The organism is Streptomyces sp. CNZ287, from assembly GCF_007827615.1.
On sequence record NZ_VISV01000015.1, the window covers coordinates 127,258 to 140,110 of the forward strand.

Here is a 12,853-nt window from a genome sequence, read left to right on the forward strand (position 1 = left end):
TACGCTACGGAGCCCCGATGACGCAGACGACCGAGCCGGAGCTGACCGGTGTCCGCAACTTCCGCGACGTCGGCGGGCTGCCCACCACCGGCGGCGGCCGGACCAGGACCGGCCGGCTCTACCGCAGCGGCCACCTGGCCCACGCCACCGCCGAGGACACCGCCTTCCTCGGCTCGCTCGGTCTGCGCACGGTCTACGACTTCCGCAACGCCGCCGACATCCGCCTCGACGGCCCCGACGTCGACCTTCCGGGCGTACGGAACGTCAACGTGCCGCTCAACGACCCGGCGGAGGGCAAGGAGTTCTGGAAGCTGGTCCGCGACGGCGACATACCGACGCTGCGCTCGCTGCTCGGCGACGGCCAGGCGGCGGCGCGCATGGAGGACTCGTACCGGGACATGATCCTCCACCGCAACGCGGAGCACTCCCGGGTCCTGCACTCGCTGGCCGACGACGGCGCCCCCGCGCTGCTGCACTGCGCGGCGGGCAAGGACCGGGCCGGGCTGACCATCGCGCTCGCGCTGCTGGCCGTGGGCGTCGAGCGGGAGGCGATCGAGGCGGACTACCTGGAGTCCAACGCGCAGCACCGCCGCTACCGGGTCCAGCGCGGCGAGGGCGCGCAGGGCGGCACCTCGCCGGAGGTGATGGAGCTGCTCAGCCCGCTGTTCGACGCCCGGGCGAGCTACCTGGGCGCGGCCTTCGCCACCATCGCCGAGCGCTGGGGCACCGTCGACCGCTACTTCCACGAGGCCCTTCGCCTCAGCCACACCACCCGCGACCGCCTGCGCGCCAGCCTGCTGACCGGCTGAGCGCCGCGCCCGTCCGAGCGGGCGGGCGGAGGCGCTTCCCTGCGGCGGCGCCGCTACGCGGTGTCCGCCGCCGCCTCCGCCGGCTCGGCGACCCAGCCCGCCGCGAGCACGAGCCCCGAGGCGCGGTGCACGGCGACGAACGCGAAGGGCCGGTCGTAGCGAACCAGGACGAGCTTCGCCTCCCGGTTCGGCAGCCCGGCCGCCGCGACGCCCGACGCGGTCACCGCCGCGGCCCGGAACCCGACCGCCGTGAAGGTGGCGGTCGCGGCCTGCTGCGCGGACGTGACCGCGAGCGGCTCGCTGCCGGTGACGCCGGGGAAGTGGCCGCGGCTGTCGTCGGAGGCGGACTCCAGGCCGAACAGCCGAGGCATGGCCAGCAGATCGTGGTCGCCGGCCACGGTGAACGGCACCGTGCGCACGACCAGCCGGGGCTCCGGGTCCATCGACGCGTGGTACGCGACCTGCACCCCCGGCGCCCGCGTGCCCTCGCGCAACTCGCCGCCCGGCGTCAGTCCATACGCGCCGGCGACCGCCTCGACGGCGGCGCCCGCGACCTCGCCGCCCGGCGCGCCCTCGGGGCCGAGGGCCAGGTGGACGTCGATGCTGTACGCGCCCTCGACTTCGTAGAGCGTCAGCGGGCCGAGCGGGGTATCGGCGACGCGCAGCCGGTCGGTCCGGCCGTGGGCGTGCAGCAGCTCGTTCACCTCGCGCCCCGCCCAGGGCCCGTGGCGCAGTGGCGCCGCCCACTCCTGGTCGAACGGAAGGATCCAGTCGGTCCGTACGATCAGCGCGGACGCCAGCACCAGCCGGGTCCACTCCGAAAGCTCCACGGGCATCGCGGGGATCCGCCCGTCGGTGCGCCCGGCCGCCCAGGCGTCCAGCGCAGCCCGGTCCGCCGCGCCGTCGCCGGTGAGCAGTCCGCGTACGCCGGGCGGCAGTTGCCCGGCCCACTCGGGTCGCAGCTCGATCCGGTCACCGCGGAACCAGAGCCCGAGCGCGGCGTCCACGCCCGTCATCCCGTCGAGGGCGGCGAGGAGTTCGCTCCCGGCGGCGGCCGCGTCCTGCGCGGGTACGCCGAGGGCGCCCTCCAGCTCCGCGCGGGCGGGCCCGTCCGCCGCCCCGGCGAGCAGCGCGGCCGGCGGCCACAGGCCCGCGGCGGTGAACACCGTGCCGTGGCCGTCTCGTACCGCGGCCCGTGCCCAGCGCGCCGTCATGGTTCCCACCGCGAGGACCGTCGACCGCGGGATCTCCGCACCCATGCGGGCAGCGTAACAACGACGCTCAGGCGCTTAGCGGCCGGAGACCGCCTGCTTGGCCAGGGTGCGGCCGAACTCCCAGATCAGCCCGCCGCCCGCGTGCGCCTCGTCCATCACCGACGTGAACGCGTCCAGGAACCGCTGCACCTCCGCCTCGCCGATCACCAGCGGCGGCAGCAGCTTGATGACCTCCTGCCGGTCGCCGGAGACCTGGGTGAGGATGCGGTGGCGCTGCAGCAGCGGCACGACGATCAACTGCGCGAACAGCCCCTTGCGGGCGGCCTGGAGGAGCGTCCAGCGCCCGCGCAGCTTCAGCGACGCCGGCTTGCCGAACTCGATGCCGACCATCAGCCCGCGCCCGCGCACGTCGTGCAGCAGCTCGTACCGGTCGATCAGCCCGGCGAGCTTCGTGCGCAGCAGGTCGCCGGTGTGCCGGGCGTTCTCGACGAGCCGCTCGTCCTCCAGCACGTGCAGGGTGGCGAGCCCCGCGGCCATCGCGGGCGCGTTGGTGCCGAAGCTCGCCGAGTGCACCAGCACGCGGTCCATGGACGAGTAGACCTTCTTGAAGATCCACTCCCGGCCCAGGGTGGCGCCCACGGGCACGTACCCGCCGGACAGCGCCTTCGCCACGCAGACGAGGTCCGGCTCGACGCCCTCCTCGTGGTCGTACGCGAAGAACATCCCGGTACGCCCCATGCCCGTCTGCACCTCGTCCGCGACGAGCAGCCCGCCGTGCTTGTGCAGCAACTCCCGCGCCGCGCTCAGATACCCGGGCGGCGGCGCGTGCACGCCCTTGCCCTGGATCGGCTCGACCACGAGCGCCGCGACGTCCCCGGCGCGCAGCTCCCGCGCCAGCGCCTCCAGGTCGCCCAGCGGGACCGAGGTGTCCGGCAGCAGCGGCGCGAAGCCGTCGCGGAACGCCTCCACGCCGTTGACGGAGAGCGAGCCGGTGGTCAGCCCGTGGAACGCCTGGTCGCAGTAGAGGACGCGCGGCTTGCCGGTCGCGTAGCGGGCGAACTTCAGCGCGGTCTCGACGGCTTCCGTGCCGCTGTTGGAGAAGAACACCCGGTCCAGGTGCGGCGCGTAGCCCAGCAGCTTCTCCGCCAGCAGCCCGGGCAGCGGCTGGCAGTCGAAGCGGGTGAGGTCGGCGAGGTCCAGGTCGAGCACGTCGTGCAGGGCCTTGCGGACCACCGGGTGGTTACGGCCGAGGCCCATGACGCCGAAGCCGGCGAGGAGGTCGAGGTAGTCCCGGCCCTCCTCGTCGTAGAAGTACGCGCCCTTACCGCGCACGTACGTCTTGTCGAAGCCCAGCGTGTGCAGCATCCGCGGCAGTTGATGGTTGAGGTACCGGGCGTGCAGGTCGTAGCGCTCTCCCCCGCGCTCGGCCAGCAGCGCCCCGATGTCGAAGCTCATCGGGTGCTTTCTTCCCTCTCCCTGGTACGGGCCGGTTCCCCCGCCCGGGCGGCGGGCACCCCGCCGACGGCGGCGGCGATCCGGGCCGGGGTCAGCCCGGCCCCGGCCAGGACCTCGGCCCGCGTGCCGTGCGGCAGGAACTCCTCCGGCAGGCCGAACGTGCGCAAGGGTACGTCGGTTTCGGCGTCGCGCAGCGCCCGCCCGACGGCGGCGCCCACGCCCGAGGCGACGCAGTTGTCCTCCACCACGGCGACGGTGCGGAACCGGCCGGCCAGCGGCGGCAGGTGCCCGTCGACGGGCTTGACCCAGCGCGGATCCACGACCGTGCAGCCCAGCCCCCGGGCGGCGAGCAGGTCCGCGGCCTCCAGGCAGACGGACACCATGGCGCCGACGCCGACGAGGAGTACGTCCTCGCGCTCGTCGCGGCGCAGCACGTCCATGCCGCCGACACGCGCGAGGGCGGGTATCGGCTCGGACACCGTGCCCCGCGGGAACCGCACGACGGTGGGCGCGTCGTCCACGGCGACGGCCTCGCGCAACCGGGCGCGCAACTGGTCCGCGTCGCGCGGCGCGGCGATCAGCAGCCCCGGCACGACCTGGAGGATCTTCAGCTCGACGACGCCGAGGTTCGGCCCGAGGCGGCCGCCGGTAGGGGCGACGGCGTGGACGAGGAACTCGCGGATCTCCCCCGCCGGTTCGTCCAGCCGCTCCGGCGGCAGCGCCTTCAGGTCGCGGGGGCCGCCGATGCTCTCCAGGAGCGGCATCTCACTTCCCTCGGGTGCGGTTACCGCCGACGGTCTCCCGCGCGGCGCGCAGCGACTCCTTGAGCGACGAGGTGGTGGCGAGGATGGAGGTGGGCTCGTAGCCGCAGTGGGCCATGCAGTTGGCGCACCGGTCGTCCCGGCCGCGGCCGTACTTGTCCCAGTCGGTGTCCTCGACCAGCTCCCGGTACGTCGGCACGTACCCGTCGCTCATCAGGTAGCAGGGGCGCTGCCAGCCGAAGAGCGAGTAGTTGGGGATGGCCCAGGCCGTGCACGGGAAGTCGACCTTGCCCTCGAGGAAGTCGAGGAACAAAGGGCTGTGGTTGAGCCGCCAGCGCTTGCGGTTGCCGCCGGCGAACGCCTTCTTGAACAGCTCGCGGGTCTGCTCGACGCCGAGGAAGTGCTCCTGGTCGGGCGCCTTCTCGTAGGCGTACGCGGGCGAGATCATCATCTCGTCCACCTGGAGGTCGTCGTTGAGGAAGTCGAGGACCTCGACGACGGTCTGCGGGGTGTCGGTGTTGAAGAACGTGGAGTTCGTCGTCACCCGGAACCCGCGCCGCTTGGCCTCCTTCATCGCCGCCACGGCCTCGTCGAAGACGCCTTCCTTGGCGACCGACTCGTCGTGGCGCTCGCGCAGCCCGTCGATGTGCACGGCGAACGCGAAGTAGGGCGAGGGCTCGAACTTGTCGAGCTTCTTGCGCAGCAGCATGGCGTTGGTGCAGAGGAAGACGAACTTCTTGCGGGCCACGAGCTGCCGCACGATCTCGTCGATCTGCGGGTGCATCAGCGGCTCGCCGCCCGCGATCGAGACCATCGGCGCACCCGACTCAAGCACGGCGCCGACCGCCTGGGCCACCGGCATGCGCTGCTTGAGCACGCCCGCGGGATGCTGGATCTTCCCGCAGCCTTCGCACTTGAGGTTGCAGGCGAAGAGTGGTTCCAGCTCCACGATCAGCGGGAACTTCTCCCGTCGCTTGATCGTCCGCTGCGAGAAGAGATAACCGGCAACCTTGAGCGATTGGCGCAGTGGCATGGCCATCAGGTTCGCCTCCTGGGGATCGTCACATGACGGTGCCATTCGAAAAATGCAGGAAGAACTGAGCTGAGCACGCGGTACGCGGTGATGCCACCGCGCAGCGTTCCGAAACGGACGAGTTCATGCTCGGGCGCGTCCACGACCACCCGTACGGCGGCCACCGGCCGGGTCCCGGAGGTCGCCGCGGCCGTGCGCAGCGTGGCGGCCGACTCCATGTCCGCGGCGACCGCGCCGCGCTCGCGCAGCGCCGCGCGGCCGGCCGCGCCGCGTACGACGTGGTCGGTGCCGAGCAGCAGCCCGGTGTGCACCCGGGCGTCGAGGAGCGCGAGGGCGTCGAACAGCGGCCCGTTGTCCGGGCAGCCGGTGGTCTCGGTGCCCTCGCCGTCCCGTACGGCGTCGGCGACGACGACGTCGCCGGGGCGCATGTCGGGCAGCAGCCCGGCGCAGAAGCCGGCGGCGATCACCGGCGCCTCCCGGTACGGCTCCTCCGCGAGCCGGCGGGCCACGGCCCGCACGGCCCGCTCGGGCCCCATGCCGGTGCGCAGCACGTGGACAGGACCCGCACCGCCGGCCGCGCCCTCGGGGCGGCCGGTGCCCGACGCCAGCGCCCGGCGCTCGATGCCGAGGGCGCAGACGGCGAGCAGCGGCGCGGGTGCGTCGGGCATCAGACCTCCCGGCCGTCACCGGCGGCCGGTGTCAGGCCGGCGGTCGCGGACAGATAGCGGCCGAGCGCAGTGAGCGGGAAGACCATCCGGTACAGGTGGTAGTTGATGGAGAAGTCCCACGGGAAGCCGGTGCCGGTGAACTGCGGCTCGTCCCAGGACCCGTCGGGCAGTTGGGTGCGGACCAGCCAGGCGACGCCGCGCTCCACCGCCGCGCTGTCGTGCTCGCCCGCGGCCAGCAGCGCGAGCAGTGCCCACCCGGTCTGCGAGGCGGTGGAGTCGCCGCGGGCGATCCACTGCGGGTCCGGGTACGAGCGCAGATCCTCGCCCCAGCCGCCGTCCTCGTTCTGCACGCTCTCCAGCCACGAGACGGCCCGCCGGATCGCCGGGTGCGACGTGGGCAGCCCGGCGGCGACCAGCGCGGGCACCGCGGAGCCCGTGCCGTACACGTAGTTGACGCCCCAGCGGCCGAACCAGCCGCCGGCCGCCTCCTGCTCGGCGAGCAGCCAGGCCACGCCGCGGCGGGCGTGCGGGTCGTCGCCGAGCTTCTCGCCGGCGAGCATCTCCACGACGTGCGCCGTGACGTCGGCCGACGGCGGGTCGATGACCTCGCCGAAGTCGCAGAACGGCAGCTTGTTGGGGAGCGCCGAGGTGTTGTCCGCGTCGAACGCGCCCCAGGCGCCGTTCTTCGACTGCATGCCCGCAAGCCAGCGCACGGCGCGCTCCACGGCGGCGTCGACGCGCGCCTGGTCGGGGTGGGCGACGCGGCGCAGGGCCAGGACGACCTCCGCGGTGTCGTCGGTGTCGGGGTAGTTGTCGTTGTGGAACTCGAACGCCCAGCCGCCGGGGGTGAGTCCCGGGCGGCGTACCGACCAGTCGCCGGTGGCCAGCACCTGTTCCGCCAGCATCCAGTCGGCGGCCTTGACGAGCTGGGGGTGGTCGGCGGGCACGCCGGCGTCGACGAGCGCGATGGTCGCCAGGCAGGTGTCCCAGACCGGGGACTGGCACGCCTCGATCATCCGGACCGGGCCGTCGTCGCGCGTGTCTCCCGTGTCACTCGCGGCGCCGGTGTCGGCCGCGGGCTTCTCCGCGGCGTCGGTCCAGACCGCGAAGCGGTCCAGGGACTCGAGCCCGGCCTTCAGCACCGGGTGGTCCAGGTCGTAGCCGAGCAGGTTCAGCGCGATCACCGAGTAGACGGCGGGCGGCTGGATGCCGCCCCAGCAGCCGTCGCTCTCCTGGCGCTCGATGATCCAGCGGGCGCAACTGCGCAGCGCCGCCTTGCGCAGCGGGCGCACGGCGACCTTGCGGTACACGTGCAGCGCCCGGTCCAGCCGCTGGAAGAGGCCGTCCCAGCTCGTCGCCGGCGCCTGCCGCCGGGGCGGGTTGGGCACGGCGGGGTCGGTGTGCAACTCGTCGAGGGCGAACGGGGCGGGGTGCACCGGGCGCTTGGCGGAGACGACGGTCAGCGGCACGATCGTCTGCCGGGCCCAGCAGCCGAAGTCGTAGATGTTCAGCGGGAACCAGGACGGCAGGTAGATCAGCTCGGGCGGCAGCTCGGGCAGGTCCTCCCAGCGCCACCAGCCGAAGAGCGCCAGCCAGATGCGGGTGAAGACGCGGGTGGCGGCGATGCCGCCGTGCGCGCGCACCCAGGCGGCGGCCTGCGCCATGTGCTCCTCGTCGGGCGCGTCGCCGGCGAGCCGCAGCGCGACGTACGCCTCCACGGTCGCGGAGATGTCCCCGGGGCCGCCGTGGAACGTCGCCCAGGCGCCCTCCGCGCCCTGCCGGCCGCGGATGAAGCGGGCGGCGGCGCGGGTGGTGTGCTCGTCCCGTACGCCCAGGAACTCGCGGAGGAACAGATCCTCGGCGTCCATGGTGACGTTGGTCTCCAGGTCGCCCTTCCACCAGCCTTCGACGTCCTGCCGGCCGAGCAGGTTGGCGCTGGCCCGCTCGACGGCCTGCCTCGCGGCCAGTAAGGAAGCCGCCGCCCCCGCGGGGGCGGTGTCGTTTGCGTTGCCGCCATCGGCAGTGGCTTTCATGCACACCCCTTTCGAAGGGACGTCCGGGCCCGGGGCCCGGGCGTCGGTGTCAGTGCCGGCGTACGACGACGAAGTCGGCGAGTGCGACGAACCGTTCGCGGATGTCCTCTGGCATCTTCACCCCGTCGAGCGAGGCGAGAGCGCTCTCGTGCTGTCTCTGTGCCTCCTCCTGAGTCCACCGGCGTCCCCCGGCTTCTTCGATCAACGCGGCCCGGGCAGCGAATTCTTCCTCGTCGAAGTCACTTTTTGCATCGGTATTCCGGCCGTCGGCGCGTTGGGCGTCGGCGGCGAGCGTCTTCGCCAGCTCGGCGGAGGCGGGGCCGCCCGCGGCCAGCGCCGCGCACACCGGCAGGGACTTCTTGCGCTGGCGCAGATCGCTCCAGGTCTGCTTGCCGGTGACGGCGGGCTCGCCCCAGATGCCGAGCACGTCGTCGACGGCCTGGAAGGCCAGGCCCAGATGGAGGCCGAAGCGCTCCAGACCGTCGGCCGCCTCGTCGCCGGCGCCGGCGAGCACGGCGCCGATGGAGCAGGCGCAGGCGAGCAGCGCGCCGGTCTTGTTGCCCTCCATCTCCAGGCACTCGGCGACGCTGACGCTCTCGCGGTGCTCGTACGAGATGTCCTGTGCCTGGCCGTCGATGAGCCTGCGGGTGGCGGTGTTCAGCCGGCGGGCGGCGCGTGCCGCCTCGGGCGTGTCGAGTTCCAGCAGCAGTTCGCAGGCGAGCGCGAAGAGGGCGTCGCCGACGAGGATGGCCTGCGCGGGACCGTACGCCTTCCACACCGTGTCGCGGTGGCGCCGCTGCTCGTCGCCGTCCATGAGGTCGTCGTGGAGGAGGGAGAAGTTGTGCACCAGCTCCACGGCGACGGCGCCGGGGACGCCGGTCTCCGGGGAGGCGCCGGCGGCCTCGGCGGCGAGCAGCGAGAGGAGGGGGCGTACGGCCTTGCCGCCGTCTCCGTCAGCGGGGTCGCCCTGCGCGTCGATCCAGCCGAAGTGGTAGGCGGCGACGGTGTCCATGGGGGGTACGAGCCGGTCGACGACGGTACGCAGCACGGGGTTGGTCAGCTCCCGGGCATGGTCCAGCAGGGCCAGGACTTCGGCGGCGCCGGGGGTGGCCGCGGTGTCGGTGTCCGGTTCTGGACGGGGCACGTTCTCTCCTCCGATGACGGATCTCAGACTGCTTCCAGCAGGTTCCGCGGCACTTCTCGACCCAGGCCGCCGAGGGTCTCGCGGACCGCGGCGAGACCGCTGAGAACGGCGCTCTCCATGGTCGCGGGCCAGCCGGTGGCGGTCCACGCGCCCGCGAGTGCGAGGCCGGGCGCGTGGGTCCGGGGACCCGGACGCAGCCGGCCGACGCCCGGTGCCGGGGCGAAGGTCGCGGTGCGCTCGCGGGTGACGAAGAAGTCGCGTACCTCGGCGCCGCGGGCGTCGGGCAGCAGCTTCGCCAGTTCGGGGAGGTAACGCTCGCGCAGCTCGGCGACGGGCCGCTCGATGTCGTCCTGCGCGGCGGACTGGGAGACCGCCACGTACTGGCAGCCCCGGCCCCCGGGGGTGCCGGCGAGGCCGGAGGTGTCCGTGCGGTCGAAGATCCACTGTACGGGCGTGTTGATCGCGGCGACGAACGGGGAGTGCAGCACCCGCCGGTCGTACACGACATGGAGGTTGAGGATGGGCGCGGTGCCGATCTCCAGCAGCCGGTCCTTGTGGTCGAGCGCACCGGCCGGCAGCAGCCCGTGCGCCTCGCGCTGGGGTACGGCGAGGACCACCGTGTCGGCGTCGAGCGTCGCGGGCGTGCCGCCCGCGCGTTCGGGTCCGGTGGCGACGTCGACCTGCCAGCCGCCGGCGGGGCCGCGGCGCAGCTCGGTGGCGCGGGTGCGCATCATGATGCGGGTGCCGGAGCGCTCCAGCCGGCGGCGGGCCAGCGTGTCGTGCAGCTCGCCGAGCGGTACCCGGGCCCAGCCGATGTCGGCGGCGCCGCGCTCGGTGAGCAGGCCGGTCCTGAAGACCATCGCGGCCAGCCCCAGGGAGACCTGCGGGGCGAAGGCGTTGAGGGTGGCGACGCCGACCATGTCCCACAGCGCCGAGACGGCGCGCGGCGACTGGCCGTGCTTGTGCAGCCAGCTGGCGAAGTCCACGCCGTCCAGGGCGGGGTCCGCGGGGTCGAGCCGGCGCATCGCCAGCGCGGCGCGGCCCACGCTCGCGCGCTCCGCGAGCGACAGGTGGGGGTAGCGCGCGAGGCCGGCGGCGAGGTGCAGCGGGACCGGCAGGTCGGTGCGGCCGAGCGTGCCGGTGCGCGGGCCGGGGCCTTTGCGGGCCGTGGTGGCGGCGTCCAGCACGCGCACGTCCAGGCGCTCCTGCAGCGGCGCGAGTCCGGTGCCGCCGACCTGGTCGAGGAACCAGCGGTACGCGGTGCAGCAACGCAGGTAGACGTGCTGGCCGTTGTCGACGGACAACTCGCCGCGGCGGAAGGAGAAGGCGAGCCCGCCCAGGCGCGGCCTGCCTTCGAGGAGCGTGACGTCGACACCGGAGTCGGCGAGTCCCATCGCGGCGGTCATCCCGGCGAGCCCGCCGCCGACGACCACGGCCCGCGGCCGTCTGTCCGGGCCGGGATCAGCCATCACCGGCCACCTCCCCACCCGTATCGACACCCACTATGTCTGGCCCGCCACGCCGCGCCGCACACCTTGGCGGGCCGCGGCGCACCACCCTGCGCCCCCTGCGCCCCGTGCGCCGCGGCGCACGCCGAGGGCGCCTCCGGGCGCTCCCGATCCGTCTCGCGCGCCGTGTTTACGGGGCCTTCCCCGCGTACGTCCGGCGGGGCCGCGGGGGCGCCGGACGCGGGGCTCACCGGGACCTCCGGCTCGCCTGCCGGGCGTCGACCCCGGCCAGTCCGCGGACCGCGACGTACGCCTTCTCCCGGCCCGGCAGCGACACCCGCCCGCGCAGCACGGCCTCGGGGGCGGCGGCGATCCGCTCCAGCAGCCGGTGGTAGATCCCTGCCATCGCGGCGACGCAGGCGCCGCTGCGCCGGTCGAGCATGGGCAGCAGCCGGTAGCCGTCGGCGAAGAGCGCGCGGGCGCGGCGCACCTCGAACTGCACCAGCCCGGGGAAGTCCGAGCCGGCCGGCGCGGTGTCGCCGTGGAAGCCCGCGGAGCAGCCGAACTTGGCGAGGTCGACCGCCGGCAGGTAGCTGCGGCCCTCGGCGGCGTCCTCGCGCAGGTCCCGCAGGATGTTCGTCAGTTGCAGCGCGAGTCCGAGCGTGTCGGCGTGGCCCGGGGCGCGCTCGGAGTGCCGGGTGCCGGGGACGGTGCCGAACACGCCGAGGGAGAGCCGCCCGATGGCGCCGGCCACGCAGCGGCAGTAGTCCTTCAGGTCCTCCCAGGTCTCGTACTCCTGGCCGCGTACGTCCGCGAGGACGCCGTCGATCAGCTCGTCGAGCCCGCCGAGGGGGATCGGGAACCGGCGTGCGGCGTGGGCGAGCGCCACGGCGACGGGGTCGGTGTCGTCCTCGGCGACCTGGCCGGCCCGGATGCGGTCGAGCTGGCCGCGGGTCTCCTCCAGCCGGGCGCGCTTGGCCTCCGGTGGCAGCTCGCCGTCGCCGATGTCGTCCACGCGGCGCGAGAACGCGTACAGCGCGGACATCGCCAGCCGTTTGTCGTACGGCAGGAGCCTGATGCCGTACGCGAAGTTCCGGGCCTGCCGGCCGGTGACGGCCTCGCAGTACCGGTACGCGGTGAGCACCTGTGCGGATGCGTAGGCCGCGCGCGACGGTGTCGTCACGGTGCGGTCACCCCTCTCGTCGCAGGGTCGACCCCACCTCGCGCAGCAGCCTGCGCCGGGTGGGCTTCGGGGGTCCGGGGAGCACGTCGTGACCGGCGGCGGCGACGGCGGCGAGGGCCGCGCGCCCGCCGGCCACGAAGCCGCCGAGCAGCAGCCGCAGCCGGCCGCGCACGCTGGCGACGAGGGGCGCGCCCTCGTCGAGGAGCCGCGCGGCGCGGTCGGCTTCGTACCGGATCAGGGCGCGCACCGGCTCGCCGGCGCTGGTCCTGGCGAGGTCCGCCTCGGTGACGCCGAAGCGGCGCATGTCCTCCGCCGGAAGGTAGATGCGGTCCCGGCCGAGGTCCTCTGCCACGTCCTGGATGTGCTCGACGATCTGCAGAGCGGTGCAGATCGCGTCCGAGCGCCGGATGCGCTCGGGACTCTCGGTACCGGTCACGGCGAGGACGAGCCGGCCGACCGGGTTGGCGGACAGCTCGCAGTAGCCCTCCAGCTCGGCGTACGTCTCGTAGCGCCGGACCTTCTGGTCCTGCCGGTTGGCCTGGAGCAGGCCGTGGAACGGCTGCGGGGACAGCCGGTGGCGGCGGACCGTGGGCCGCAGCCGGCGCATCAGGGGGTGGCCGGGCGTGGCCCCGGGGGTGAAGACCCGCTCCAGGTCGGCCTCCAGCGCGTCGAGGAGCGCGAGCGTGTCGTCGGCCTCGTCCGGGCCGAGGCCGAGGGCGGCGGCGTCGGCGCCGCCGGGGGCGAGGTCGCCGTCCCCGATGTCGTCGACGAGCCGGGCGTAGCCGTAGAGCGCCATGAGGTCCGCGCGCCAGGCGCGGGGCAGGAAGAACGGGGCCACGGGGAAGTTCTCGTCGGCGGCCTGGCCGAGTACGGCACGCGACGGAGCGTCGTCCGCCGGGGTCACCGGCGACTGCCCTGGGCTGCCGCCCCCGGGGAGCAGACGGCGGGCGCACCTTGGAGCTGGGGTTTCGTCTTCGCCATAGCCGTCACGCCTCCCGTTCTACACCGCGGACCCAGATGTGCCCATTCCGGACACGCCGCCGCCGGCGTCGTGACCCCGAGCAGGTCCGGGCGACCCCCAAGCTCCCTTATCGCCCACATGCCG

The 12,853-nt window shown here is 74.1% G+C and carries 11 protein-coding genes; 1 reads left to right on the forward strand and 10 read right to left on the reverse strand.

The features are described from left to right. Nucleotides 1-17 precede the first annotated feature (17 nt). Nucleotides 18-809 carry a tyrosine-protein phosphatase gene (locus FB457_RS24945; RefSeq protein WP_047019349.1) on the forward strand — a complete coding sequence of 264 codons (792 nt, stop codon included), beginning with the start codon at nt 18-20 and terminating at the stop codon, nt 807-809. 53 nt (nt 810-862) lie between these two features. On the opposite strand, the gene FB457_RS24950 is transcribed toward FB457_RS24945, so the two are convergent. The 10 genes from FB457_RS24950 to hpnC form a co-directional block, all read right to left on the reverse strand. Beyond that, a complete protein-coding gene (locus tag FB457_RS24950) occupies nt 863-2,068 on the reverse strand; it encodes a serpin family protein (RefSeq protein ID WP_047019348.1) in 1,206 nt (401 codons plus the stop codon). A 30-nt stretch (nt 2,069-2,098) separates the two neighbouring features. Next, the gene (locus FB457_RS24955; RefSeq protein ID WP_145783360.1) at nt 2,099-3,478 is read right to left on the reverse strand and encodes a class-III pyridoxal-phosphate-dependent aminotransferase; all 1,380 of its coding nucleotides are present in this window, start codon (nt 3,476-3,478) and stop codon (nt 2,099-2,101) included. Further along, the gene (locus FB457_RS24960) at nt 3,475-4,242 is read right to left on the reverse strand and encodes a transketolase C-terminal domain-containing protein (RefSeq protein WP_145783362.1); all 768 of its coding nucleotides are present in this window, start codon (nt 4,240-4,242) and stop codon (nt 3,475-3,477) included. Before FB457_RS24960 ends, FB457_RS24955 begins: the two co-directional genes overlap by 4 nt. A 1-nt stretch (nt 4,243) precedes the next feature. Then, complete coding sequence (gene hpnH, locus FB457_RS24965) at nt 4,244-5,278, reverse strand: adenosyl-hopene transferase HpnH (RefSeq protein ID WP_047019346.1); 1,035 nt, start codon at nt 5,276-5,278, stop codon at nt 4,244-4,246. Continuing rightward, nucleotides 5,278-5,940, reverse strand: coding sequence for a phosphorylase family protein (locus FB457_RS24970; protein WP_047019345.1), 663 nt, complete (start codon nt 5,938-5,940; stop codon nt 5,278-5,280). Before FB457_RS24970 ends, hpnH begins: the two co-directional genes overlap by 1 nt. Further along, nucleotides 5,940-7,973 (reverse strand): squalene--hopene cyclase, encoded by a 2,034-nt coding sequence (shc, locus tag FB457_RS24975; RefSeq protein WP_047019344.1) that lies wholly within the window; start codon nt 7,971-7,973, stop codon nt 5,940-5,942. The genes FB457_RS24970 and shc overlap by 1 nt, the downstream gene beginning before the upstream one ends. 49 nt (nt 7,974-8,022) lie before the next feature. Then, the gene (locus FB457_RS24980) at nt 8,023-9,117 is read right to left on the reverse strand and encodes a polyprenyl synthetase family protein (protein WP_047019343.1); all 1,095 of its coding nucleotides are present in this window, start codon (nt 9,115-9,117) and stop codon (nt 8,023-8,025) included. A gap of 23 nt (nt 9,118-9,140) precedes the next feature. Further along, on the reverse strand, nt 9,141-10,586 hold the full coding sequence (gene hpnE / locus FB457_RS24985) for a hydroxysqualene dehydroxylase HpnE (protein WP_047019342.1): 1,446 nt from the start codon (nt 10,584-10,586) through the stop codon (nt 9,141-9,143). Between the two features lie 226 nt (nt 10,587-10,812). Further along, the gene (gene hpnD / locus FB457_RS24990) at nt 10,813-11,748 is read right to left on the reverse strand and encodes a presqualene diphosphate synthase HpnD (RefSeq protein ID WP_145783364.1); all 936 of its coding nucleotides are present in this window, start codon (nt 11,746-11,748) and stop codon (nt 10,813-10,815) included. Between the two features lie 7 nt (nt 11,749-11,755). Continuing rightward, the gene (hpnC, locus tag FB457_RS24995; RefSeq protein ID WP_145783366.1) at nt 11,756-12,652 is read right to left on the reverse strand and encodes a squalene synthase HpnC; all 897 of its coding nucleotides are present in this window, start codon (nt 12,650-12,652) and stop codon (nt 11,756-11,758) included. Nucleotides 12,653-12,853 lie beyond the last annotated feature (201 nt).